The sequence below is a fragment of the Brevibacillus sp. BD137 genome (assembly GCF_041644655.1).
Lineage (GTDB): Bacteria > Bacillota > Bacilli > Brevibacillales > Brevibacillaceae > Brevibacillus > Brevibacillus brevis_D.
The window spans coordinates 208792-234127 of the sequence record NZ_JAOTNO010000001.1 but is presented as its reverse complement, the minus strand read 5'-3'; the positions used below and the strand labels follow the sequence as shown (position 1 = coordinate 234127).

Here is a 25336-nt window from a genome sequence, read left to right as displayed (position 1 = left end):
ATGGGAAAGGTAGCCTTTGTTTTTCCAGGGCAAGGTTCACAATTTGTAGGAATGGGGCAAGCGCTCTCCGAACAATCGGAAGCGGCCCGTCACATATTTGAGCAGGCTGATGAAGCGCTCGGCTTTTCCTTGTCGGGACTGTGTTTTGCAGGACCAGAAGAGGAATTGAAGCTGACAGCAAACACACAGCCAGCTATTTTGACAGCAAGTATCGCTGTTTTGGCAGCATTGAACGAAAAGTTGCCTGACTATAAGCCTGCGTTCGTAGCAGGTCATAGCTTGGGTGAGTATTCCGCTTTGGTTGCAGCTGGGGCCTTATCCTTTGCAGATGCAGTCAAAACTGTGCGAGCTCGTGGTCAGTTCATGGAAGAGGCAGTGCCAGCGGGACAAGGTGCAATGGCTGCTGTCTTAAACATGGATCGCGCAGCACTGCATGCGGTTTGCGAAGAGGTAACGGCATCTGGACATCCTGTTCAATTAGCGAACATGAACTGCCCAGGCCAAATTGTCATCTCCGGTTCTGCTGAAGGTGTGAAGCTGGCCGGTGAAAAAGCGAAGGAAGCGGGCGCAAAGCGCGTCCTTCCATTGAATGTAAGCGGGCCGTTCCACTCGAGCTTGATGCAACCGGCAGCAGATAAACTGCAAGCTGTTTTGGCTGGCGTTACGGTACAAGAAGCGGCAGTGCCTGTCGTGGCAAACGTAACAGCTAGGCCAGTATCTGAGGCTACAATCATTGTAGATCAATTGGTTCAACAAGTTTCCGCTCCAGTTTTGTGGGAGGATTCTGTACAATGGATGGTCGAAGCAGGTGTGACCACTTTTGTAGAAATCGGTCCAGGAAAAGTTTTGGCCGGTTTAATCAAGAAAATCGCACCAGCGGATACGACGATTATCTCTGTGCAGGACATGGATTCACTTACTGAGCTTTTGAACGGAGGGGTACTATGTTAACTGGAAAAACAGCACTGGTCACAGGGGCTTCCCGTGGTATCGGGCGTGCGATTGCATTGAAGCTGGCAGAAGCTGGCGCGAATGTAGTTGTCAATTACGCAGGTAGTGAAGCGGCAGCGAGTGAAACTGTTGCCCTTATTAAAGAAATGGGCCGCGATGCCATTATGATTCGCGCGAACGTTTCTTCTACAGAAGATGTCAACGAGATGTTCAAAGCTGCTTTGGAACATTTTGGTGTGATCGATATTCTTGTGAACAATGCGGGAATTACTCGCGACAACCTGATCATGCGTATGAAAGAAGACGAGTGGGATGATGTGATTGCGACGAATCTGAAGGGTGTATTCAACTGCGTAAAAGCAGCGACTCGCCCGATGATGAAGCAGCGTTCAGGCAAAATCATCAACATCACTTCTGTTGTAGGTGTTTTGGGGAACGCGGGACAAGCAAACTACGTGGCGGCAAAAGCTGGGGTTATCGGCTTGACGAAGACGGCTGCTCGCGAGCTGGCTAGCCGTAATATTACGGTGAATGCTGTTGCGCCAGGATTTATCGATACAGAAATGACTGCTGTATTGCCGGAGGATGTCAAAGCAGGGCTCACAAGCCAAATTCCGCTTGCCCGTTTGGGACAAACAGATGATATCGCATCTGTCGTGCTGTTCTTGGCATCCGACGCAGCCAACTACATGACAGGGCAGACCCTGCACGTAGACGGCGGAATGTACATGTAGGAAGAAAACCTCAAACGAGCGTTTTTACGAGAACTGGTTTTTTGAAAGCTCATCCACTATAATACGGGAGAGGGGGTGAAGCAAGATGGCAGATACTTTGGAGCGTGTAAAGAAAATCATCGTCGATCGTCTGGGTGTAGATGAGTCCAAAATTACTTTGGAAGCTTCTTTCAAAGAAGACCTGGGCGCTGACTCCCTGGATGTGGTTGAACTCGTAATGGAACTCGAAGATGAGTTTGATTTAGAGATTTCCGACGAAGATGCTGAAAAGATCACTTCTGTTGGTGAGGTTGTTAAATACATAGAATCTCACAAGTAGGTTGATCTGTTGGAAGTCCCGTACCATACGGGACTTCTCCTTCAATAGCCACCTGTACATAATCCAAATAAATACACGTTTTGCATGCAGTGAATGTTAGAAGCTGACTGCTGACTTTCATATAGAGGTGATTGCAATGAAACGCAGAGTGGTAATTACTGGCGTTGGTGTCGTTTCTCCAGTAGGGAATGACGCACAGACTTTTTGGAACAGCTTGCTGGAAGGAAAATCAGGCATTGACCGCGTGGCTGCCTTTGACGCTTCTGATTATCCAACACAAATTGCAGGCGAAGTGAAAAACTTCGATCCTGAGCAGTATATGGACAAGAAAGATATCCGACGTACAGACCGATTCGTTCAGTTTGGATTAGCTGCTGCCAAAATGGCTGTAGAAGATGCAAAACTGGAGATCACGCCAGAAAATGCGGAACGAGTGGGTGTATACATCGGGTCCGGAATCGGTGGTCTGACTACATGGGAAGAACAGCATTCCGTCTTGTTGGAAAAAGGACCACGTCGTGTGAGTCCATTCTTTATTCCGATGCTAATTGCGAACATGGCGTCTGGTGCAGTATCCATTCAATACGGTGCAAAAGGACCAACCTCCAGTGCGATTACCGCTTGTGCGACAGGTACAAATGCAATCGGTGAAGCACTGCGTTTGATCCAGTTCGATCACGCAGATGTCATGATCGCAGGTGGAGCAGAAGCAACCGTGCGTCCAATGGGATTTGCAGGCTTTTGCTCAGCGAAAGCGATGTCCACCAGAAACGATGAGCCACAAAAAGCAAGCCGTCCGTTTGACAAGGATCGTGATGGCTTTGTAATGGGCGAAGGTGCTGGTGTTCTGATTCTGGAAGAGCTCGAGCATGCGAAAAAACGTGGAGCAACGATCATCGCGGAACTCATTGGCTACGGGATGAGTGCAGATGCGCATCATATTACTTCTCCATCTCCTGGTGGCGAAGGAGCTGCGCGTTGCATGGCAAGCGCACTGAAAGACGCTGGCGTTGACCCAACAGAAGTCCAATATATTAATGCACATGGTACTTCTACTGGCCAAGGAGATATCGCAGAAACACAAGCGATCAAGACTGTATTTGGCGAGCACGCGTACAAATTGGCTGTCAGCTCGACCAAATCGATGACTGGCCATTTGCTGGGTGCTACGGGTGGCGTCGAGGCAATCGCGACGGCATATGCGCTGCGTGATCAAATACTGCCTCCAACAATCAACTTGGAAAACCCGGATCCAGAATGTGATCTGGACTATGTTCCGAACCATGCGCGTAAGGCGACCGTCAATGTGGCTGTTTCCAATACATTTGGATTCGGCGGTCACAACGCAACGGTAATCCTGAAGCGATACGAAGCATAAATGAGCCCTACTGATAGAAAAAGTAGGCAGTCTCCTGGAATGGTGGTGAGGGTGATGAATTTTGCACAGCTGCAAGAAACGATAGGCTTTCGCTTTCGCGATGAAAGTGTTTTGCGGCAGGCATTCACCCATTCTTCCTACGTGAACGAGCAACGCGGCAAACGAATATCAGACAATGAGCGGCTAGAGTTTTTGGGGGATGCTGTGTTGGAGTTGACCGTCTCCCAGTTTTTGTATAAAACTTTTCCGAAGATGAGTGAAGGGGAAATGACAAAGCTGCGTGCAGCCATTGTCTGTGAGCCTTCTCTCGTCAAGTTTGCTGAACTGTTGAATTTTGGCGATCTCGTATTGCTGGGAAAAGGGGAAGAGCTGACAGGTGGACGTCAGCGACCAGCCTTGCTAGCGGACGTTTTTGAGGCGTTTGTAGGTGCGCTTTACTTGGATCAGGGGTTGGACGCAGTCTTTTCCTTTATGGAAAAATACGTCTACCCGCGCATTGACAAAGGAGAGTTTGCCCAGGTAACCGACTTCAAGAGCCAGTTGCAGGAATTTGTTCAACAAGACAATCTGGGAGACATCCATTACCGAATTGTAGAAGAAAAAGGACCAGCTCATAATCGAGAGTTCGTATCTGAGGTGCTATTGAACAATCGTTCGCTTGGCATCGGCTCTGGCCGCTCCAAAAAAGAAGCGGAACAGCAAGCTGCTGCACGAGCATTGGTCAAGCTGGGGGATAAATAATCACTCGTCAGCGAGAAGGGCTGCATCATCTGCTACAAGATGGTGCAGCTTTTTTCTTTCCGGTGGGAAACAGAGGGAAAATACTGCGAGATGACCGCTATCTATGATACACTTACCTACAGATGACCATGTAGGCTCGTAGTAGGTAGCTCCTGTTCGATGCAGGGGCTTCTTTTCGGGTACCATCCGATCCTTGCATGTTTGTAAGCCTGTCCATTTGGCAGGCAGTCTTGGATGGTTTCTTAAGGAGGACCGTACGTATGTATTTGAAACGCCTGGAGCTGGCTGGATTCAAATCCTTTGCCGATCGCACGGAATTGGAATTTGTACCAGGGGTAACAGCCGTAGTGGGACCGAATGGAAGTGGGAAAAGTAACGTTTCAGATTCGATCCGCTGGGTGCTGGGAGAACAGAGCGCGAAGTCGTTGCGTGGAGCGAAAATGGAAGACATTATTTTCGCGGGCAGTGACAAGCGCAAGCCAGTGAATTTCGCAGAAGTGACACTCACCTTGGACAATACAGATCGTTCGCTCGATGTGGAATATTCGGAGGTATCCGTTACCCGCAGAGTGTATCGTTCTGGTGATAGTGAGTACTACATAAACAACAGATCCTGCCGTCTAAAAGACATTATGGAGATGTTCATGGATACCGGACTAGGGAAAGAAGCGTATTCGATTATCGGCCAAGGTAAAATTGAGGAAATTCTCAGTACCAAGTCCGAGGATCGCCGTGGAATATTTGAAGAAGCAGCCGGAATCGTCAAATACAAAACACGCAAGCGCGAGGCAGAGAAAAAGCTCGATGACACCGAACAAAATCTCGTGCGTATTCACGATATCGTCAGTGAAATTACGGAGCAAATCGGACCTTTGCAAGAGCAAGCTGAAACAGCCAAGACGTACAAGGAGCTTCATCGCAAGCTGGTTGAGCATGAAGTAGCTCTTTACGTACAGCAAATTGAAGTAGCTCATACGAAGTGGGAAGCAGCCACAGGACGGGTAGAGGAACTCAAGCATCTGTTGATCGGACAAACGACCGAAGCATCCAAGCAAGAAGCTGATTTGGAGCAGGCGCGTTTTCATGTCACCCAAATCGACCAATCGATCGAAGAACTGCAACAAGTGCTTTTGACAGTTAGTGAAGAGACCGAGAAAGTCGAAGGACAACGTGAGGTATTGCGGGAGCGTATGCGCAATCTCAATGCCAATCGCCAGCAGACGATGGAGCAGATGCATCGGATTACTGAGAAGCAGCACGGTCTTGAGGCCGAACTGGTAGAAGAACAAGAGCGGGCCAAGGAAGCGGATCGTCGCATGACCGAAGCCCACGCTTCGCTGCAAGAAGCAGAAGGTCAATTTTTTTCTATGGTTCAATCACTGACAGATGACGTAGAGCGTTTGAAGAGTGATTACTTCGAAAAGCTCAACGAAATGGCGAATCTGCGCAACGAAAATCGTCATCAAGAGCAGCTTCTCAAGACAAGCGAGGCCAGAGTCGAACGTCAATTGTCTGGAAAAAAACAGCTCGATGTAGAAGAAGAGCAGCGTCTAAATCAGTTGAGCCAACTCCAGGATCAGCTGGAGAAGATCGTTTCTACCATTCAAGAAACCGGCGTTAGATACAAAGAGCTAGTCGAGGGCATGCGAGAAGGACAAGCCCGCCTTGAAACAGCGCGTCGAGAGCTGCGCCACTGGGAACAAAAGCGGGAAGCAGCGAAGTCCCGTTTTGACCTGTTAAAAGAAATGCAGTCGGAGTTCGCAGGGTTTCAGCAAGGGGTAAAAGAAATTTTGAAAGCACGCGAGCGGGGCTTCAAAGGGATCCATGGGGCAGTCGCTGAGCTCGTTGTTGTGCCACAGCAATACGAGACAGCGATGGAAGTCGCATTGGGTGGCGCACTGCAAAACGTCGTCGTGGACAACGAAGCATCTGGTCGTGCAGCCATTGCTCACTTGAAGCAACATAATGCAGGTAGGGCAACATTTCTACCGCTCGATGTCATCCGTCCGCGCACCTTGCAGGCAAGCGATAAGCGCCAGCTGGAGGATGAGAGTGGAGTCGTCGGAATCGCGAGTGAGCTCGTGACCTTTGAGGAAGCGTATCGACCCATCCTCGAAAGTCTATTGGGCAATGTCATTATTACGGAAAAGCTGGAGCAGGCAAACCGTGTGGCCCGTACGCTTGGCTACCGCTATCGCGTCGTGACGCTGGAAGGCGATATCGTGAATGCTGGCGGTTCCATGACAGGGGGTGCCTTGAAAAAGAACAGCACGAACCTGCTTGGACGCAACCGTCAATCAGAAGAGCTGGAAGCACAGCTGGTAGAAATCGACCAGGCAATTTCTGGGCATACTACCCTTATGGAGCAGCTGACGAAAGAACTGGCGCAAATGCAGCAAGAGCAAGAAGCTCTGCGGACAGAGGGCGAAAGTTTGCGATTGAAAGAACAGGAAGTAAAAGGGCTCTTGCAGCAAAAAGAATCGGAAGGCAGATCCTTGGGCGAGCGAGCAAAGCTAGTTGAGCAAGATATTGAAAGCTATCGCCGCGAGATGGAAGAAGCCAAACGCAAGCAAGAGCAGCTGCAAGCTTCTTTGACTGCCATGGAGCAAGAGGAAAAAGAGCTCAGTGAGCAGATCGCAGAAGCTGAGGCGAAACGCCAAGAGCAGCTCGAATCCAAAGAAGAAATGAATCAAAAAATAACAAGTCTCAAAGTGCTAAATGCGCAGGTCAAGCAAGAGTATCAATCACGCTTGGAGCAAACAGAACGCTTGCTGGAGCAAAAAACCCAATTGCAGCACGAATGGGAAGAACAAAACGCGAACTTGGCATCTCTTGATGAACTGGAGCGTACGAACGAATCGTCCGGGCTTGAGCTGGATCAGCGCATTAGCGAATTGCGTCAGGATAAAGACCGTGTAGCCGGCTTGATTCAAGAGCGGCGAAGTGAGCGGGCCACCCTCTTTTACAAACAGGAGCAACTGGAACAGCAGGTCAAGGAAATCCGCCGCGAGGTCAAATCGCTCGAGGAAAAGCTTCATCAGGAAGAAGTAAAAGTCAATCGTAACGAGGTAGAGCTCGATCATCTGTTGAATAAACTCTCCGAAGAATACGAAATGAGCTACGACCTGGCGAAGCAAAAATATCCGGCACGTGGCGAGATTCAGGAAGAGACACAAGTGGTCAATCGTCTGAAAAAGCAGATTGGGGCACTTGGCACAGTGAATCTTGGGGCGATTGAGGAATATGAGCGCTTGTCAGAGCGTCAGCAGTTCTTAAGCTCGCAGGAAGCTGATTTGAATGAAGCAAAAGACATGCTCTATCAAGTGATCCAAGAAATGGACGCAGAGATGTCGCGCCGCTTCAAAGAAACATTTGACGCGATCTCGGAGCAGTTCCGCGATGTGTTTGTCCAACTGTTTGGCGGAGGACGTGCAGATCTTGTGCTCTCCAATCCAGATAATCTGCTAGAGACAGGCATCGATATCGTGGCGCAGCCACCTGGCAAGAAGCTGCAAAATCTTGCGCTCTTATCCGGGGGCGAACGTGCTTTGACTGCGATGGCCTTGCTATTTGCCATCCTGCGTGTGAAGCCAGTGCCATTCTGTGTATTGGATGAGGTAGAAGCCGCTTTGGATGAGGCAAACGTTAATCGTTTCGCCGAGTACATGCACCATTTCAGCAACCAGACGCAGTTTATTTGCGTCACACACAGAAAAGGCACAATGGAGAGCGCAGATGTGCTATACGGTATCACGATGCAGGAGGGCGGCGTGTCCAAACTCGTCTCCGTGAAACTGGAGGACAGTGACAAATTTATCGAATCAGCCTCTTAAACTAATTTGCCATTCAATTGATACTACCCGCAAAGGAAGATGAACATGAGTTTTTTCAAGCGCCTTCGTGATGCTATTGTCCAAAAATCCGAAGAGGTCACCCAGAAGTTTACGGATGGTTTGGCGAAAACGAGAGACCTGCTAGTAGAAAAAGTTGAGGATCTGGTACGTCGTTACAAAAAGATCGACGATGACTTTTTCGATGAATTAGAAGAAATTTTGATTACATCTGATGTGGGCGTCAATACCGTAATGGAGCTCATAGACGACCTGCGGACAGAGGTGCGCAAGCAAAAAATCGAGAATGCGATCGACCTGCAGCCGATTCTCTCAGAAAAATTGGTTGCCCTTTTGAAAAATGATGATGCTGCGGATACGACTCTGAACGTAGAGGACGGTCGTCTGAACGTCATTTTGTTCGTAGGGGTCAATGGAGTAGGGAAAACAACCACAATCGGTAAAATGGCGCATATGTTCAAGCAGCAAAATAAAAAAGTGCTGCTGGCAGCAGGTGACACATTCCGTGCAGCAGCGATTGAACAGCTGGAGGTTTGGGGAGAGCGTGTAGGAGTTGACGTAATCAAGCAGCAACAAGGCTCTGATCCGGCTGCCGTGATCTACGATGCGATTCAGGCAGCGAAATCCCGACAGGTCGATGTGCTGTTGTGCGATACCGCAGGTCGCTTGCAAAACAAAGTCAATCTCATGGAAGAGCTGGCGAAGGTACACCGTGTATTGCAACGCGAATTGCCAGGAGCTCCGCACGAGGTTTTGCTAGTTTTGGACGCTACCACAGGGCAAAATGCGCTTTCGCAGGCAAAAACGTTTGGACAGTCTGCTGGAGTAACCGGTTTAGTCCTGACCAAGCTGGATGGTACAGCAAAGGGCGGTATCGTCATTGCGATTCGCAACGAGCTGAACATTCCGGTGAAATACGTAGGGTTGGGTGAAAGAATGGATGACTTGCAGCAGTTTGATCCTGAGCAATTTGTTCATGCGTTATTCGCTGGATTGATTCAAAAAGATGAAACAGAAGAGCAGGAAAATGCGTAAAAACATAGTGTTTCAAAGATAAAAAAATGATGTCAATAAAAAACCTTGACACTAGGTGTGGAATTAGGTACTATAATCTACGTGCTGTAAAGAAAAAGTCTTTACAGTTTGAAACGAGTACCTCATAGCAAAGGATTGGTTTCATGTTAGAAAAGACCAATCAAGTCAATCTCTTGTTTGACTTTTACGCGCCGCTACTCAAGGGCAAGCAGCGAGAATATCTTGAGCTGTATTATCTGGACGATTTATCGCTCGGAGAAATTGCCGAGATGCATGAGGTCAGCCGCCAAGCTGTTTATGATCATATCAAGCGGGCAGAGAAGCAACTGTTTGAATATGATCAGAAGCTTCGCCTCGCTGAACGTCATGAAAACCGCATGGACGTGTTGAATCGCATGAACGAACTTGTAAATGAGCTTTCGGAGAGCGAGACAAGAGACGAGCTGAACACTTTGCTCCACCAACTGTCAGAGATGGATTAGGAGGGCTCGCATGGCGTTTGAGAGCTTAGCCAATCGGCTGCAAAACGCGTTTGACAAACTGCGCGGCAGAGGGAAAATAGACGAGACCATCGTGAATGAAGCGATGCGTGAAGTTCGTCTGGCTCTGCTGGAAGCAGACGTTAACTTTAAAGTAGTAAAAGACTTCGTTGCTCGTGTCAAGGAGCGCGCAGTCGGTCAGGAAGTTATGAAAAGCCTGACACCTGGTCAAATGGTGATCAAGATCGTGAACGAAGAGCTGGTCGCTCTGATGGGTGGCAACGTCGCTCAGCTCACGATGGCGCACCGCCCGCCGACCGTCATCATGATGGCAGGTCTGCAAGGGGCAGGTAAAACAACCACAACCGGTAAGCTGGCCAAGTATTTGCAAAAGCAAAACCGCAAGCCGCTTCTGGTAGCGGGAGACATTTACCGTCCTGCTGCGATCAAGCAGCTTCAGGTTTTAGGGGAGCAACTCAATGTTCCCGTCTTCACTCTCGGTGATCAAGTCAGTCCTGTCGAAATCGCTCGCCAAGCGATTGAACACGCGAAGACGAATCATCTCGACGTAGTCCTCATCGATACGGCAGGTCGCCTGCATATTGACGAAGCGCTGATGGACGAGTTGAAACAGATTCGCGAGGTAACCAAGCCCGATGAGATTTTGCTCGTCGTGGACGCGATGACAGGTCAAGATGCCGTCAATGTAGCAGAGAGCTTTAATAGCCAGCTCGAACTGACTGGTGTGGTTCTCACAAAGCTCGACGGTGATACCCGAGGCGGTGCGGCACTGTCCGTCAAAGCTGTCACTGGCAAGCCGATTAAATTCGCGGCAATGGGTGAAAAGCTGGATGCGCTCGAACCGTTCCATCCGGATCGTATGGCTTCCCGTATTTTGGGTATGGGGGACGTACTCAGCCTGATTGAAAAAGCACAGGCATCCGTGGATGAAGACAAAGCACGCGATATGGAACGCCAAATGCGTCAAGGTGAGTTTACCTTTGACATGTTCTTGGATTCCATGCAGCAGCTTCGCAACCTGGGTCCTTTTGAAGACATTCTCGGCATGCTGCCAGGAATGAACAAGATGAAGGGCAAAATGAACGTGGATGAAAAGCAGATTGCCCGCGTTGAAGCGATCGCCAAATCCATGACCAAACAAGAGCGCGCAAATCCTGATTTATTGAATGCCAGCCGTCGTAAGCGTATCGCAAGCGGAAGCGGAACGAGTATTCAAGAAGTCAATCGTTTCCTCAAGCAGTTCGAGGAAATGAAAAAGATGATGAAGCAATTCTCAGGCGCTGCTGATAAGATGGTCAAGAAGTCGAAGAAAAAGGGCTTCGGATTACCTTTCATGGGAAAAGGCGGAGGCAACAACCAGGGCGGGATGAACTTACCCTTTAACTTCAAGCCACCGTTCAAGTAAGTAGGCATGATCTCTCGCGACACTGACTTGTCAGCTGGACGCGATGGTTCAGATATAGTAGCACCAACGCAGATGTTCTTCTCGCGTTGATTAATACAGGAGGTGACACAACATGGCAGTAAAAATCCGTCTGAAGCGTATGGGTTCCAAGAAAGCTCCTTTCTACCGTGTAGTAGTAGCTGACTCCCGTTCCCCACGCGATGGCCGTTTCATTGAAGAAATCGGTTACTACAATCCGGTTGCTCAACCGGCAGTGGTGAAAATTGATACCGACAAAGCGGTACAATGGATCCTGAATGGTGCAGCTCCAACTGATACCGTTCGTAACCTTCTCTCCAAAGAAGGCGTTATGGCTAAAGTGCACGAAACCAAATACGGCAAGTAAGTCGGTCATCTGGAGGTTTGATGATGAAAGCGCTGGTCGAAACGATCGCTAAAGCTCTCGTCGATCATCCGAATGAGGTTCGTGTTAACGCAGTGGACAAAGAGCGAACTCTCGTCTTTGAATTGTCGGTACACCCTGATGATATGGGGAAGATTATTGGCAAGCAAGGTCGAATCGCGAAAGCCCTGCGCACGGTCGTGATCGCCGCATCCGTGGAAACGGACAAGCGTGTCACGGTTGAAATTGTATGAGAAAAGGCTGGGAGCTTTCCCAGTCTTTTTTCTAGTATCCAAGATGCTAATAAACCATGATGGTTTTTCCGAAAGGAGTGGCGAAGGTGCTTACTATATTTCGGACGGTACAGGTTAAACTGATCATTACGGAAGCATCACGGGCTGTTCTCATTGATCAGTATAGCCAACGACTTCGTTTGCAGCGTAAAGAGTGGGAGCAGTGGCAGTTTCAATCCAAAAAGCTATTAACCGAGGCGAGGAAAAAGTCTGCGGATACATATGCGTTGGCGCAGGAAAAAATCGCGCAGGAAGAGCGTCGACGCAAGGAAAAGATAGATCACCTGACATATACCCTCCAGCAGGTAGAAAATCTCCCAGAGGGAAGCGAGATCGATTACCAGACTGTTCAAAGCCCTGTCACGATTCAAGAGGGCGATGTATGGGATGAAATGATGTCCGGAACGGAAATCATGATAAAAGATGGCCTGGTACATGAGATTCGGTTACAAACGAAAAATGGGATCAAAGAAAAGGGGAATGAACACGTTGAGCCAAAATAGCTTTTACGGGGTAGGCAAACTGGTTAATACGCATGGCCTGCGTGGTGAAGTGCGTGTAACACCAACGACTGACTTTCCAGACCAGCGCTTTCGCAAAGGAAATGAGCTGTACTTGTTCCACCCGACACTCAGTGAGCCGCTAAAATTGAAAATCGCTTCCCGTCGCCCGCATAAAAACTTTGAGATCGTGAGCTTTCATGGCTTTGAGCATATTAACGATATCGAAAAGTACAAGGGCGGAGAGTTGAAGATTCCAGCGGAAGCGCTGATGGAATTAGAAGAGGACGAGTTCTACATCCATCAGCTCGTCGGCTGCGTCGTAGTAACCGACGAGGGCGAAGAACTGGGGAAAATCGTGGATGTCATGCAGCCAGGAGCAAACGATGTGTGGGTAGTGAAGGGAAAACGCGGAGAAATCTTGCTGCCGTATATCGATGAATGCATCAAGGAAGTGGACATCGCGAACAAACGTGTGGTCTGCCATCTGATGGAAGGCTTGCTGTAGGAGGAACTTCAGATGCGGATCGATATTTTTACGCTCTTTCCCGAAATGTTTACAGGTGTTTTGTCCAGCAGCATTTTGGGAAAAGCAAGCGAAAAAGAACTGGTTGATTTTCATGTCACCAATTTTCGCGATTTCTCTGAGAGCAAGCACGGTACGGTAGATGACACCCCTTATGGTGGTGGCGGAGGAATGGTCTTGAAGCCTGAGCCGTTGTTCCGGGCCGTAGAAGGCTTGACGGGAGAGAAAAGACCGCGAGTGATTCTGATGTGTCCACAGGGTGTGCCTTATCATCAGAAGCTGGCAGAAGAGTTAGCGCAAGAGGAGCATCTTGTCTTCATTTGCGGTCATTATGAAGGGTACGACGAGCGAATTCGTGAGCATCTCGTCACGGATGAGATCTCGATTGGTGACTATGTTCTGACTGGGGGAGAGCTTGCGGCGATGGTCGTCATTGACAGTGTCGTTCGTTTGCAACCAGGAGCGTTGGGAAACCAGACATCAGCCGTTGAGGATTCCTTTTCAACAGGACTGCTCGAGTACCCTCATTACACAAGACCGGCAGAATTTCGCGGCTGGAAAGTGCCAGATGTACTGTTGTCAGGGCATCACGCCAATATTGAAAGCTGGCGGTTAAAAGAATCACTGCGTCGAACAAAAGCACGGCGTCCAGATTTGTTAGAAAAGCTGGCGCTGACAGATGAAATGAAAAAGCTATTGGCTGAATTGGAACAGGAAAAAAAGTAGGGAACAATTAGGAGAAGAGTCTTGTAGTTTTGTGCCCGCTGTGTTAATATATTTCTTGTGGCAATTTTGCCCGCTGACTAAGGCGGTCCGCTACTCGTAACGCAGCCAAAGCGGCTGGACCTACGGGTTAGACGAGTAAGAACGTCTATCGGAAGGAGGAAATTCAAATGAACCAAATTATCCGTGAACTGGAAAAAGCGCAATTGAAACAGGACATTCCTGCGTTCCGACCTGGTGACACTGTTCGTGTACACGTTAAGGTTATCGAGGGTCAGCGTGAGCGTATCCAGCTGTTCGAAGGCGTATGCATTCGCCGTCGCGGTACAGGTATCAGCGAAACATTTACAGCTCGTAAGATTTCTTACGGCGTAGGTGTTGAGCGTACATTCCCAGTACACACGCCTAAGATCGACAAGATCGAAATCGTGCGTCATGGTAAAGTACGTCGTGCGAAACTGTACTATCTGCGCGATCGCGTAGGTAAAGCAGCTCGTATTAAAGAAATTCGTCGATAAGCGTAACGCTTAGAAAGAGGACTGGCCTGCTTGCCAGGCCTCTTTTTTCCATTTAAGGATCTTGAAATAAAATAGTTCATCTTGACATATGTTACAGCTAAGGTTGGACGAGCTTTCATGGGAGGATCGTAAGTCATGAGCGAAGAAATTACCTCCAGTCATAAGAAGAAAAATGAACTATGGGAATGGATAAAGGCACTTGGGATCGCTTTAGTCTTGGCGTTTTTCATTCGTACCTTTTTGTTCGCCCCGTTTATTGTTGAAGGCGAATCCATGGAAAGTACATTACATAACAGCGAAAAATTAGTTGTGAACAAGGCTATTTATTTTTTGCAAGATCCGAGACCTGGTGAAATCATCGTGTTCCATGCAGAAAAGGAGCGAGATTACATCAAAAGAGTCATTGCTGTTGAGGGTGATACAGTAGAGGTCAAAAACGATCAACTGCTGGTCAATGGCAAAGTGGTAGAGGAACCGTATCTTGCACAATCAAAAGAACAAGCGAAGCAGCAGGGAGAGCCGTTCTTTACCCACGATTTTCCCCCGGTCCAAATACCAGCAGACCATATCTTTGTAATGGGCGACAACAGGTTGAACAGTCATGACAGCAGAGCCATCGGTCCTGTTGCCGTCAGTACGGTTGTTGGTAGAGCTGAATTTACTTTTTGGCCGGTTGCGGGAATTCGCTTGACAAGATAACGTAAAGCTTCAAGGTAGGTGAGACATCATGACGATCCAATGGTTTCCTGGCCATATGGCTAAAGCACGTCGTCAAGTAACGGAAAAGCTGAAATTAATTGATGTAGTTATCGAGCTTCTCGATGCACGTCTGCCGCTTTCCAGCCGCAATCCGATGATTGACGAGATTGTCAGTGATAAACCACGTTTGATTTTACTTAATAAAGCAGATTTGGCGGATGAACGGGCAACAGATGAGTGGATTGCTTATTTTCGCAAGCAAGGCATTCGCACATTGCCGATTGATGCCCTGAGTGGAAAGGGTGTCAGCAAGCTGCCAGAAATGTGTAAGGAGCTAGCTGCTGACATGCTGGCAAAGCGCAGTGAGCGGGGGATGCAAGGTCGTGCCATCCGCATTATGATCTTGGGGATTCCCAATGTCGGCAAGTCTTCCCTCATTAACCGCCTGTCCAAGCGCTCGGTAGCGGCTACAGGTGATCGTCCTGCGGTAACCAAGGCACAACAATGGGTGAAAATGGGCGATACACTGGAGCTTCTCGATACGCCTGGTATTCTTTGGCCGAAATTTGAAGATCAGATGGTAGGTCTGCGATTGGCGGCAAGTGGGGCAATTAAAGACGAGCTCATCGATTTTACGGAGGTAGCATTATTTGTTATCAGCTACATGATGCACTACTATCCGGAACGCCTGATCGAACGCTTCAAGCTAAAAGAATTGCCTGAGGATCGAGTAGAAATGCTCGAAGAAATCGGGAAGAAGCGCGGATGCCTCGTTTCTGGCGGAAATATCGACTACGACAAGGCAGCGGAAATTTTCCTGCGTGAGCTGCGTTCCGGCAAGCTGGGAACGGTCTCTGTCGAGCGCCCGATTGACTGGGAAATGGACGAACCGATTGGTAAGCCTGTATCTTTTCCAGAATAAAACTTTCCAGCCATCAAAAACCTGTCTATCGACATATACGGTAGGCAGGTTTTTTACTATGAGGATCGGTAAGGAGAAATGAGTCAATGAATCTAGCGGATATGTCGATAAAAGAAATACGAGTGACGATGGAAAAGTTGGACGAGGTACCCAAAGATTTTTTACAATTGCTGAAAGAAGATAAAAGAGCAGGTGTACAGGCTTTGGCGAAGCAGGCGGAGGCAGCGATTGCACGTCAAGAAAAGCTCGCACAGATGTGGACTGACATGACCGTTTATGAGAAAGCCATGTTTGATAAGGGGCATCAATACATATTTGGGATTGATGAGGTTGGGAGAGGTCCATTGGCTGGTCCAGTTGTTGCATGTGCCGTGTGTCTGCCAAAAGATTTTTACTTGCCTGGCCTGAATGACTCGAAGAAGATACCCGTATCTACTCGGGAGGCATTTTGCGAAATCATTCAAAGAGATGCACTTGCTGTGGGAATCGGAATTGTCGATGCAGCGAGAATCGATGCGATCAATATACTAGCTGCTACAAAAGAGGCGATGAAGCTGGCGATCCAACAGGCAGGTATCACTCCAGACGTATTACTGATTGACGCCGTACAGCTAACTGAAATGAATTGCGAGCAGGTTCCGATTATCGGGGGAGATGCCAAAAGCGTTTCAATTGCAGCCGCATCGATTGTGGCGAAGGTCACCCGTGATCGATTGATGGCCGAGTATGCCGAAGAGTATCCAGCCTATGGCTTTGACAAACACGCAGGCTATGGCACCCCAGAGCATCTGGCAGCAATCGCTCGATTTGGACCTACACCGATTCATCGCAAGACTTTCACTGGTGTAAAAGAACACGCCTAACAAGTACTAGTAACATACTAGCTACAGGAGGAGGATCTGCATGTTTTCCCCGTCGCAACTTATTCAATCATTCGTGCAAAAAGCACCCATATCCGCTCCGAAGCCGGTTGAGCTTACTCCCGGACAAGTGTTTAAAGGCACGGTAATCAAGAATTACCCGGACAATATGGCGCTCGTACAAGTCGGGGGAATGCAGGTTCAGGCTAAAATGGAGGCAAGTCTGGAACCGGGCCAAAAAGCTTGGCTGCAAGTCCAGCCATCAACAGGTGTCGTCACGTTGAAGGTTTTGGATAGTGCCGGTGAAGGAGCTGGCAAAGACGCATCTCTAGAAGGGCTAATGCGATCACTAGGGATTGCCGATACAAAAGAGAACAAAGCGATCATGCAAGCGCTGCTTGGTGCCAATCTTCCTGTAAATAAGGAAACCATACAAGCTTTTTCAGCCGTTGCTGGACGATTAGGCGTAGACAATGCCACTATTGAGGCATTCATGACTGCCATGAAACGAAATTTGCCACTGACCCCTGATACAATCGCAGGGCTCAAAGCTTTTTTATCGGACAAGCCAATGGGGCAGCTCATACAAAACCTGCTTCAGCAAGCCTCACTCTTTTTAGAAGGGGAGGGCCAGCCTTCGCAGATGACAGGGCAGGTGCCTCAAAGCCAATCACAGCAGGTCCCCGGACAAGCTAATGCAGCAACGGGGGATGTCAAACAGCTTGTTAGTCAGTTAAAAGAAAAGTTGACGGGACTCCCTTTCCTTATCACGGGCAACGATGGAACAGACGAGGGAATGGCAGTCAAACAAATGCCACAAGGACATCAGCCGAATCAAGGTGCTTCGCAGAACACGAATGGGGGAAGCCAGACACAGCCGCTGCCTGCACTGAGTGGTCAACCTTCGTCCCAAGTTCAGACATCGCCTCAACCATCAATGGTAGCTCCAAGTAACATACCAACGCCATCACAACCTGGTTCGTCAACTGTTTCTACTGAGACAGTGTCAGCACCAAACACTGCCGCTAAACAGGTAGACTCGCAGCAAAACGCTATGACCGGAAAGAGTAATCAGTTGCCAAACCAGACCAGTGGTCCAAGCATCGATTCAAAGATTGCTCGAAACGAGCCCTTGCCTACTCCTCAGTCATTACAGATGAATCAGGACCGGGTCCAAAACAAGCAGATGGCGGAGCAAAGGGCTGTAGTGAACGACGCGGGGCAAAAAGTCGTACCACAAATGATGTCTCAAGCAGCCGGTGTAGCGAATGGAGCAACAGCTGCTAACCCGATTGCTGAATTGTTTCGTCATTTAGGCGTAACCCACGAGAGAGAATTGATGGGCCAGGCATTTTCACAGGGAGCGATCGATTCGCATTCATTAAAGCAGATGGATACAGTTAAATCCCTCTTGCTGCAAATCAGTCAAGCGCCAGCTCAGGCACTGCCATCCGGCTTGCGTGAAGCAGCAGATCAACTGCTGCAACAAGTGACCGGACAACAGTTGATGATGGTACAGCCCTCTAACCAAGCTTTGTCTCAAATCGTCATGCAAATTCCGATTCGCCAAGGTGAAGGGGATGAGACGGCTTTTGTCCAAATCGAATCGAAAAAGAAAGGCTCTGGACAGCTTGATCCGGACAACTGTCGTCTTTTCTTTCATTTGGAACTCCAAAGTATGGGGACAACGATGATTGATGTAAGCATCGTGAATCGAATCGTTAACCTGCAAATTTTTAACGATACGCCATGGGTGGAAGCACTCATTCAAGGGGCCAAGGATCGTTTTGCTGACCAATTACAGGACGTTGGCTACCATCTATCGGCTATGCGAGTCCAGCCAGTCCCGGCCGAGCGCGGGAAGTCGACAAGTCCGATTCAAACCAAAGGCCCCATCCTGGCTGACTATAAAGGGGTTGACCTTCGCGTATGATGCCGCCATCCCCTTCAGAGCAAAAACGCAAACAGGCAGTTGCACTAAAATATCAGGCGGGTACCATGGAAGCGCCAAAGGTCGTGGCAAAAGGAAAAGGGTACGTGGCTGACAATATACTGAAGACAGCGAAAGAGCATGATATACCGGTACAGGAGGATCCATCACTTGTAGAGGTTTTGGGCAAGCTGGATTTGGATCAACAAATACCGCCGGAGCTGTATCAAGTTGTGGCAGAAATCCTTGCTTTTGTCTATCGGATCGATAAAGGCGGAGGAACCAAATAATGAGTGATCGCCGTCGTCTTCTTGGTCAAAGAGGAGAACAGCTTGCAGAAGGATATTTAGTGAACAAGGGTTTCCACATTGTCGATCGAAATGTTCGAACAAAACGTGGGGAAATGGATTTGATTGCTCTAGACGGAAAATGCTTGGTTTTCATTGAGGTTCGAACGAGGAGCAGCCAATCTTTTGGAACGGCAGGCGAGTCCATTACTTGGAAGAAGAAACAGAAGCTGCGTGAGCTTGCCATCGAATACTTGCAAAAAAGCGCACAGCCAATCCCGACCTTTCGTTTTGATGTCATCGCAATTTACACCGGTGCATCAACGCAAGGTGAAGACTTCATGAAGCCTGTCATTGAGCATTATGAGAGTGCTTTCTAGGAAAAACGGGCTCTTGACCACGGATATATTGGGGATACGTCTACAGCATCAGTCGCAGAGCCAGCGTACTATGTACTGTACTCGACGCGATGAAACTCCTCCAAGCATCAATATCCGCTTTCCGGCTCAAAAGCTGGGAAGCATTTTTTTTGATGAAAAGGATCGATTCGTACAGACAAGCCCATAACTCGTGTCAATTTTGCTTATGAATCCGGGGTATAAACAGTTGTTTGAAAGAAAAACAAATATTTTTCAAAAAAAAGCTGATTTGGTGTGACATTTTTCCATCTCATTCGTCAATAGAAGTATAGGAAATAATTTGGAGGTAAAAAACATGAAAAAGATTAAGAACAATCTAATGAAAAACGTCTCCTTAGCAGTAGCAGCTATTTGTACTGTTCAGTTTTCAGTTACTGGCATTGCTTCTGCACAAGTTGCGACACCACAATCTATTCAAGCTTATAGCGTGGTAGCAAGCACTACTGGGTTGAAAGCAAGCGCAGGCTCTTTGAACGTCACGATTGGAGATACAGAAACCATTCGCCTTACTTATAATGGCAGCCCTATCGATAACGCATTGGTTGATTGGGAAATTGGCAGCTCCAGCATCGCCTCTGTTAGCAATGGGATTGTGTACGGTAAGAAAATAGGAACGACTGTTGTTACTGCTAAATACAACGGTTATCGCGCTACAGTTAGAGTGACTGTTGACAGAGCGCAGACTCTCGAAGCAACGAAAACAGAGGTTTCTGTTAAAAAAGGTAAAAAGACAAACGTTAGTTTGAAATTTGCGGGCAGCAGTCTCCCTGGATCAAAAGCAACTTGGAAAACCGCGGATAAAACTGTAGCAACTGTTGACGATGGTGACATTAAAGGTGTAGGCGAAGGAAGCACAGTTATTACTGCGAGCTACAAAGACCAAGAGGTAGAAATCCACGTTGATGTTGAAGGCGGCGGAAATTCAGATGGTAAACTGGAAGCAGATGTTACCAAACTGAAATTGGAAAAAGGCGATAAAGAAACCATTAAGTTGACTTATGACGACGATAAACTTTCTGGTTCAAAAGCAACCTGGAAAACTTCAAAGTCCTCTGTAGCAACCGTAAACGATGATGGTGTCGTTACTGCAAAAAGCAAAGGTACAGCAACGATCACTGCAAAATACAAAGGCTACGAAGTAGAAATTGAGGTTTACGTAGATACAGACAGTTCTGGTAAACTGGAAGCAGATGAAACCAGCATCTCCCTGAAAAAAGGCGACAAAGACACGATTCAGCTAAGATATGATGATGATAAATTGTCTGGATCAAAAGCAACTTGGAAAACATCCAACTCCAGCGTGGCAACAGTTGATGATGGTGTCGTTACGGCAAAAGGTCAAGGAACAGCTACCATTACAGCATCATACAAAGGCGATAAGGTCGAAATTCGTGTAAAGGTTGATTACAACAACTCTGGTAGACTTGAAGCAGAAGAAACAAAAATCTCTATGAAAAAAGGGCAGCAAGACTTTGTACTGCTCAAATTCGATAATGAAAGAATTTCTCTTTCCAGTGCAACTTGGAGAACGTCTAATTCTTCTGTAGCAACTGTAAATAGCAGTGGTGTGATTACAGCCCAAGCCAAGGGTTCCGCTACTATTACAGCAGAATACAAAGGCTACAAGGTAGAAATTGATGTAAAAGTAGATACTTCTTCCTCTTCAGACATGCTGGAAGCAAGCGATACGAGCATTTCCTTGAAAAAGGGTGCAAAAGAAACGATTCGCTTGAAATACGATGGAAGTTCAATCAGCGGTTCAAAAGCAACCTGGAAAACCTCTAAATCTTCTGTAGCAACCGTTAGCAGCAGTGGTACAATTACAGCAAAAGCTAAAGGAACAGCAACGATTACAGCTACGTATAAAGGTGAAAAAGTTGAAATTGAAGTAAAAGTTGACGGCAAAAGCTCAAGCAAGCTGGAAGCAGATGACACAAGCATTTCCATGAAAAAGGGTGACTCCGAAAAGATTACGCTCACCTATGATGGTGATGATATCAGCAGCACGAAAGCTAAATGGAAGTCCGATAAAACTTCCGTAGCTACCGTATCTAGCAGCGGTGTGGTAAAAGCTAAAAAGAAAGGTAAGGCCACTATTACAGCTGAATACAAAGGCTATGAAGTGGAAATCGAAGTAACGGTAAAATAATGGATGACAAGAAACTCGCTGAATCGTAACTGATTCAGCGAGTTTTTTTCCAAGTGGAAGGAAAGCATTTCATTTGTTGTGGAGGAGGAATGAATCTTGAGAGAGATCATCTTGGAAAAGTTAAAAGAAATCGAGCAAGCGCATGACTTAAAAGTACTGTTCGCTGTTGAATCGGGAAGCCGGGCATGGGGATTCCCGTCCAAAGATAGCGATTATGATGTACGTTTTGTCTATGTGAAGAAACCGGAATGGTATTTGTCCATTGATGACAAACGGGATGTTGTGGAAGAACCAATCAATGACCTCTTAGATATAAACGGCTGGGATATTCGAAAAGCGCTCAAGCTATTTCGAAAGTCGAATCCACCCCTACAAGAATGGCTTGTGTCAGACATCGTTTATCTCGATACACTTGGCTTTCGAGATGAGCTGGCAAGGTTGCAAGGCGAAGTATTTTCGCCGAAGGCTTCCTTGCATCATTACCTCAGTATGGCCAAAGGGAATTTTCGGGACTATCTGCAAGGTGAGCAAGTCAAAATCAAAAAATATTTTTATGTGTTACGCCCGATCCTCGCGTGCATCTGGATCGAAACGTATCATACGAATCCCCCCATTGGATTTGATCAGTTGGTTGCAGAGCTGATAACCGATTCTACATTAAAAAGTAAAATTTCTGAGCTGCTCCAAAGAAAAATAGCTGGGGATGAGTTGAACTTGGAGCCAAGAATCGGAGAGCTTCACCATTTTATTGAGGAACAAATTGAGCGTCTGACTGCACTGGCTAGTCAATATACAAATGATCTGGAGGACCCAACAGAGAAGCTGGACGAGATATTTCGGAAGTATTTGCAGAAGGCGTGGATAATCAGTTAGTCATGATGGGCTCGTTATGATAGAGGGGGAGGACATATTCATGAAGGATCATATTCGAAAACGGATACAGCAACCTCTCGAAATTCACTTTGATCAACCAGATAAACCTTACGGCTGCTTCTCCAATTTCTCTAGTCACCCAATAGAGTTGGAAGGGGAACTTTGGACAACTTTGGAACACTATCTGCAAGCCAAGAAATTTTTAGGGACTACCCAAGAAAAAGAGGTCATGCGCAAGGCATTACAAGCAAAAGTAGAACAATACCCTGTCATTCGTGAAATTCTTCTCTCTACTGGGGATGCCACCTTAATCGATTGTACGAGCAACGATTCAGACGTACTAGGAAGATTATGGATGGAAGTGCGTGAAAGCCTAGATGGGTACCAACCGCATTTCTATTTGCCGCCATGGATTGTGTTTCCAGAAGAGCATCCTTATAGTTTGTGTTGGCGGATGGGATTTGGTGAGGACTATCTCATGCATTATTGGCCATGGCTAGAGGAAATGAGTGTCGATTCCCGGAAAGAGTATGACGCTTATTTTCCGGTACCAGAGGAATGGCAGTTTGAAGATTTGGATGAGGAGGACGAATGAAGCTACTGTTCGTTTGCAGCAGAAATAAATGGAGGAGCTTGACGGCAGAAAAGATTTTTCATGGGATCAATGAATATGACGTAAGATCAGCAGGTACTGAAACTGGGGCCCGTATCAAAGTGACTGATGGTCTTATCGGCTGGGCTGATCTCATTTTTTGTATGGAGAAAAAACATGTAAGGCGCTTACAAGAAAAGTTTAGCTCGGAACTGATGGATAAAAGGATCATTTGCTTGGGCATTCCGGATGAATACATATACATGGATGAGGAACTGATCGAGCTATTAAAATCGAGTGTGTCCGCATATATAGAAATACCGGATTAAGCTGTTATTGGACATGGTCGAAGTATACCGGATTATTTTGTATAATGGGGATGATATGACTCAATCGCACTATCCATACTTATCGTAAAGCGAGGATTTTCACCATGAAGAAAAAACTTGTACTGGTTCTAGATGTTGAAGTAGCAGACAAAGCTGATATGCAGCAACTGGCCGATTCTATGTCCACAGCTATTCAATCTGTTGATGGGATTGCCTTGCAAGACCTGGTGATGTTTGATAACGATGAAAACAATGCTGACAAGCTCATTGCGAACATAAAGAAAGAAATGTCCTAAAAAGGAGAACAGCCTTGTGTTTTTCGTTTATGTACTGGTTTATCTCATCGTTGCTTTCCTTTATGGATTTTGGACGATGAAAAGCCAACAGCTCTGGGTTCGACTGACAGGAAATTTCATCGTACACCTATTTATTGCTACAATCGTGAGTCTCGGTTACTTTTTTACGTAAAGAAGTGGCCATGACCTGTAAGGGGAGATGAGTGGATGGATTATCAAAAATTGAGTAAAGAATTGTCCTATGGGCTGCGTCATGCCCCTCATGAATATGAGCTTGAGTTAGACGAACAAGGATGGGTACCTATCAAGCAATTGCTTTTGTCACTTCATGAACAGCGCAAGTGGCGAGCGGTTACCGAAGAAGATTTACATAAGATGATTGCGTTATCGGAAAAAAAGCGTCATGAGATCAATCAAGGCAAAATTCGCGCCCTGTATGGACATTCAGTGCCGCAAAAGATTCGCAAGGAAGAAAAAGAACCGCCAGCGTATCTTTTTCATGGCACGCCGCAAAGATTCCTCGATTCTATTTTGGCTAGCGGACTTGTTCCAAAAGGAAGACAGTACGTGCATCTGTCTGAAGACGTCCAAACAGCACAGCAGGTTGGGAAAAGACGAGACGATCATCCCGTCCTTTTGCGAATCGATGCGAGGCAAGCTTGGCAAAATGGTGTGAAGTTTTACCATGGAAATGAGCTCGTTTGGTTGGCAGATCACGTGCAAAAAGAATACATATCGGTCTATCAGAAGTAGCTCGATTTGTTCAAAAAGAGACAAAACAGCATGAGAAAAGACTCGCATTCGGAACGCGGGTCTTTTTTGTATCAATGATAATCATAAGGAGGAAAAAGCGCATGGAATGGATGTTTGCTTTTCTACTGTTGGCAGGACTTTTTGCAATCTACGACGCGATTCGGAAGCTGAACCAGAACATTGTAACGCAAGTGGATCAAAACCAACGAATCATTGAACTCCTGAATGAGTTGAAGAAAAAGCAGTGAGGGAGAGCTGTTTTTTTACGAATGCCGCATGATGATTACCAAAATGGTAGTAAACTTCTCCAAAGCCGTTTCGTAAGACGGCTACATATATTTTGGAATCAGAACCGAGATGACAACATCCGTATTGTATTTGTCTTGTTCGTAGTCGATGAGTGGAAAATCACTGATCAGGAGTAAACTGTAATTACATCCATCTGGCATGGTGACGTCCCATCATATGTCCAGGAGCAGCGATTATTGTTTTCCCCATCGTATTCAAATGGTTTCAGCAATAAGACACGTTTTAAATCGTTGGATAAAGTGATGAGATCCAGGTCAATCCAGTTCACCTTCGTTTTTACACTTTTTCATAAAGATAAAGAATACCGTCGTCGATCGACCAACTATGCAATGAGTGCCTCCAATTGCTTGTTTGCGAGGGTAAGTATTTTTCGAGATCATTTACGATTTTTTCCCAATTGTGATCACTATCATTTATCTCGATGAACTCGCCATAAACAAAGTCAAAAACAAGGTAACCCATTTCGTACTCAATGCAATCGATTTTATAGTAAGAGACACTGTAAACGTCGTCCCAGTCGATCTGAACTGGTTCAGCATGCTCGTAGTGGATGGAAATTTGATGAGGATCAATAGTAAAAATCAATATAGAAACAACTCCTTATCTGTTTATTTGCAGTATACCTGTTGGAGTGGAAGTTTTCCAGAAAGGTATGGGGGAGGGGATGCTTGGAGAGTGTGTAGACCTTTTTAGTCAACTGTTCAATTTCCAACCAAGAAGGATCCATAGCAGTGATTGCCTTCCTATCGTTTACCGATTCCTTTTGTTACTTTTGATATTACTGAATATACGGATGATGATATCGATGATCTTGAAGAGAAGTATGTTACCAACCTTAGGTCGGTGAGAGGGCCTGACGAATAAATCTATGCACTTGATTGGCATCACGAATGCTACTTCTATAATTCGCATCTAAATAATGGCAATGCAAATAGAAGGATAGGGTTTTACCCAGTTGGTGACAATTGCTTTTATTTACATAAAAATTTTAAGTGGGGATACTTAGGGCCCTTATATGCTTGTTTACTGGAACAGACATAGAAGCCTTTCAAAGCTCGTTTA

The 25336-nt window shown here is 46.8% G+C and carries 31 protein-coding genes; 30 read left to right on the top strand and 1 reads right to left on the bottom strand.

Translation table 11 applies throughout. The features are described from left to right. The 29 genes from fabD to ODZ53_RS01190 all read left to right on the top strand — a co-directional run bounded on the left by fabD (position 1) and on the right by ODZ53_RS01190 (position 24213). The gene (gene fabD / locus ODZ53_RS01330; protein ID WP_372675657.1) at positions 1 to 951 is read left to right on the top strand and encodes an ACP S-malonyltransferase; all 951 of its coding nucleotides are present in this window, start codon (positions 1 to 3) and stop codon (positions 949 to 951) included. Further along, entirely contained in the window at positions 945 to 1685 is a 741-nt protein-coding gene (gene fabG / locus ODZ53_RS01325) for a 3-oxoacyl-[acyl-carrier-protein] reductase (protein ID WP_015891896.1), read from the top strand. The genes fabD and fabG overlap by 7 nt, the downstream gene beginning before the upstream one ends. A gap of 85 nt (positions 1686 to 1770) precedes the next feature. Continuing rightward, entirely contained in the window at positions 1771 to 2004 is a 234-nt protein-coding gene (gene acpP / locus ODZ53_RS01320; RefSeq protein ID WP_005834336.1) for an acyl carrier protein, read from the top strand. 136 nt (positions 2005 to 2140) lie between these two features. Next, the gene (gene fabF / locus ODZ53_RS01315; RefSeq protein ID WP_372675656.1) at positions 2141 to 3382 is read left to right on the top strand and encodes a beta-ketoacyl-ACP synthase II; all 1242 of its coding nucleotides are present in this window, start codon (positions 2141 to 2143) and stop codon (positions 3380 to 3382) included. A gap of 54 nt (positions 3383 to 3436) precedes the next feature. Further along, positions 3437 to 4123 carry a ribonuclease III gene (rnc, locus tag ODZ53_RS01310; protein ID WP_026043146.1) on the top strand — a complete coding sequence of 229 codons (687 nt, stop codon included), beginning with the start codon at positions 3437 to 3439 and terminating at the stop codon, positions 4121 to 4123. Positions 4124 to 4383: 260 nt separating this feature from the next. Further along, positions 4384 to 7956 (top strand): chromosome segregation protein SMC, encoded by a 3573-nt coding sequence (smc, locus tag ODZ53_RS01305; protein WP_372675655.1) that lies wholly within the window; start codon positions 4384 to 4386, stop codon positions 7954 to 7956. Positions 7957 to 8001: 45 nt separating this feature from the next. Further along, positions 8002 to 9009 (top strand): signal recognition particle-docking protein FtsY, encoded by a 1008-nt coding sequence (ftsY, locus tag ODZ53_RS01300; protein ID WP_016743282.1) that lies wholly within the window; start codon positions 8002 to 8004, stop codon positions 9007 to 9009. A 143-nt stretch (positions 9010 to 9152) separates the two neighbouring features. Continuing rightward, entirely contained in the window at positions 9153 to 9491 is a 339-nt protein-coding gene (locus tag ODZ53_RS01295) for a putative DNA-binding protein (RefSeq protein WP_015891891.1), read from the top strand. Positions 9492 to 9501: 10 nt separating this feature from the next. Next, complete coding sequence (gene ffh, locus ODZ53_RS01290) at positions 9502 to 10914, top strand: signal recognition particle protein (RefSeq protein ID WP_015891890.1); 1413 nt, start codon at positions 9502 to 9504, stop codon at positions 10912 to 10914. A 112-nt stretch (positions 10915 to 11026) separates the two neighbouring features. Then, a complete protein-coding gene (rpsP, locus tag ODZ53_RS01285) occupies positions 11027 to 11299 on the top strand; it encodes a 30S ribosomal protein S16 (RefSeq protein ID WP_007719713.1) in 273 nt (90 codons plus the stop codon). 23 nt (positions 11300 to 11322) lie between these two features. Continuing rightward, positions 11323 to 11550 (top strand): KH domain-containing protein, encoded by a 228-nt coding sequence (locus ODZ53_RS01280; protein WP_007719711.1) that lies wholly within the window; start codon positions 11323 to 11325, stop codon positions 11548 to 11550. A gap of 86 nt (positions 11551 to 11636) precedes the next feature. Continuing rightward, positions 11637 to 12092, top strand: a complete 456-nt coding sequence (locus ODZ53_RS01275; RefSeq protein WP_372675654.1) for a YlqD family protein — start codon at positions 11637 to 11639, stop codon at positions 12090 to 12092. Further along, positions 12070 to 12597: a ribosome maturation factor RimM gene (gene rimM / locus ODZ53_RS01270; RefSeq protein WP_064200683.1), complete on the top strand. Its 528-nt coding sequence runs from the start codon at positions 12070 to 12072 to the stop codon at positions 12595 to 12597. The genes ODZ53_RS01275 and rimM overlap by 23 nt, the downstream gene beginning before the upstream one ends. A 12-nt stretch (positions 12598 to 12609) precedes the next feature. Next, entirely contained in the window at positions 12610 to 13341 is a 732-nt protein-coding gene (gene trmD, locus ODZ53_RS01265) for a tRNA (guanosine(37)-N1)-methyltransferase TrmD (RefSeq protein WP_372675653.1), read from the top strand. A gap of 167 nt (positions 13342 to 13508) precedes the next feature. Then, positions 13509 to 13856, top strand: coding sequence for a 50S ribosomal protein L19 (gene rplS, locus ODZ53_RS01260; RefSeq protein ID WP_015891886.1), 348 nt, complete (start codon positions 13509 to 13511; stop codon positions 13854 to 13856). Positions 13857 to 13991: 135 nt separating this feature from the next. Then, positions 13992 to 14555 (top strand): signal peptidase I, encoded by a 564-nt coding sequence (gene lepB, locus ODZ53_RS01255; protein ID WP_016743289.1) that lies wholly within the window; start codon positions 13992 to 13994, stop codon positions 14553 to 14555. A gap of 28 nt (positions 14556 to 14583) precedes the next feature. Then, a complete protein-coding gene (gene ylqF / locus ODZ53_RS01250; RefSeq protein WP_015891884.1) occupies positions 14584 to 15477 on the top strand; it encodes a ribosome biogenesis GTPase YlqF in 894 nt (297 codons plus the stop codon). Between the two features lie 86 nt (positions 15478 to 15563). Next, on the top strand, positions 15564 to 16340 hold the full coding sequence (locus tag ODZ53_RS01245; protein WP_372675652.1) for a ribonuclease HII: 777 nt from the start codon (positions 15564 to 15566) through the stop codon (positions 16338 to 16340). A gap of 40 nt (positions 16341 to 16380) precedes the next feature. Then, positions 16381 to 18270 (top strand): hypothetical protein, encoded by a 1890-nt coding sequence (locus tag ODZ53_RS01240; RefSeq protein ID WP_372675651.1) that lies wholly within the window; start codon positions 16381 to 16383, stop codon positions 18268 to 18270. Next, the gene (locus tag ODZ53_RS01235) at positions 18267 to 18557 is read left to right on the top strand and encodes an EscU/YscU/HrcU family type III secretion system export apparatus switch protein (RefSeq protein WP_015891881.1); all 291 of its coding nucleotides are present in this window, start codon (positions 18267 to 18269) and stop codon (positions 18555 to 18557) included. The genes ODZ53_RS01240 and ODZ53_RS01235 overlap by 4 nt, the downstream gene beginning before the upstream one ends. Further along, positions 18557 to 18934, top strand: coding sequence for a YraN family protein (locus tag ODZ53_RS01230; RefSeq protein ID WP_372675650.1), 378 nt, complete (start codon positions 18557 to 18559; stop codon positions 18932 to 18934). Before ODZ53_RS01235 ends, ODZ53_RS01230 begins: the two co-directional genes overlap by 1 nt. A gap of 334 nt (positions 18935 to 19268) precedes the next feature. Beyond that, entirely contained in the window at positions 19269 to 21122 is a 1854-nt protein-coding gene (locus ODZ53_RS01225; protein WP_372675649.1) for an Ig-like domain-containing protein, read from the top strand. A gap of 96 nt (positions 21123 to 21218) precedes the next feature. After that, positions 21219 to 21995, top strand: a complete 777-nt coding sequence (locus ODZ53_RS01220) for a nucleotidyltransferase domain-containing protein (protein WP_372675648.1) — start codon at positions 21219 to 21221, stop codon at positions 21993 to 21995. A 40-nt stretch (positions 21996 to 22035) separates the two neighbouring features. After that, a complete protein-coding gene (locus ODZ53_RS01215; protein WP_372675647.1) occupies positions 22036 to 22590 on the top strand; it encodes an NADAR family protein in 555 nt (184 codons plus the stop codon). After that, positions 22587 to 22916 carry a low molecular weight protein tyrosine phosphatase family protein gene (locus tag ODZ53_RS01210; RefSeq protein WP_173624822.1) on the top strand — a complete coding sequence of 110 codons (330 nt, stop codon included), beginning with the start codon at positions 22587 to 22589 and terminating at the stop codon, positions 22914 to 22916. The genes ODZ53_RS01215 and ODZ53_RS01210 overlap by 4 nt, the downstream gene beginning before the upstream one ends. A 104-nt stretch (positions 22917 to 23020) precedes the next feature. After that, entirely contained in the window at positions 23021 to 23212 is a 192-nt protein-coding gene (locus ODZ53_RS01205; protein WP_015891874.1) for a hypothetical protein, read from the top strand. A 16-nt stretch (positions 23213 to 23228) separates the two neighbouring features. Continuing rightward, positions 23229 to 23384, top strand: a complete 156-nt coding sequence (locus ODZ53_RS01200) for a hypothetical protein (RefSeq protein ID WP_015891873.1) — start codon at positions 23229 to 23231, stop codon at positions 23382 to 23384. 35 nt (positions 23385 to 23419) lie between these two features. Next, positions 23420 to 23965 carry an RNA 2'-phosphotransferase gene (locus ODZ53_RS01195; protein WP_372675645.1) on the top strand — a complete coding sequence of 182 codons (546 nt, stop codon included), beginning with the start codon at positions 23420 to 23422 and terminating at the stop codon, positions 23963 to 23965. A gap of 101 nt (positions 23966 to 24066) precedes the next feature. After that, on the top strand, positions 24067 to 24213 hold the full coding sequence (locus ODZ53_RS01190) for a hypothetical protein (RefSeq protein ID WP_199926720.1): 147 nt from the start codon (positions 24067 to 24069) through the stop codon (positions 24211 to 24213). 337 nt (positions 24214 to 24550) lie between these two features. Here ODZ53_RS01190 and ODZ53_RS01185 read toward each other — a convergent pair whose 3' ends face one another. Beyond that, positions 24551 to 24859, bottom strand: a complete 309-nt coding sequence (locus ODZ53_RS01185) for a hypothetical protein (protein WP_372675644.1) — start codon at positions 24857 to 24859, stop codon at positions 24551 to 24553. Positions 24860 to 25138: 279 nt separating this feature from the next. Here ODZ53_RS01185 and ODZ53_RS01180 point away from each other — a divergent pair, with 279 nt between their 5' ends. Further along, the gene (locus tag ODZ53_RS01180) at positions 25139 to 25315 is read left to right on the top strand and encodes a DUF2716 domain-containing protein (RefSeq protein WP_372675972.1); all 177 of its coding nucleotides are present in this window, start codon (positions 25139 to 25141) and stop codon (positions 25313 to 25315) included. Positions 25316 to 25336 lie beyond the last annotated feature (21 nt).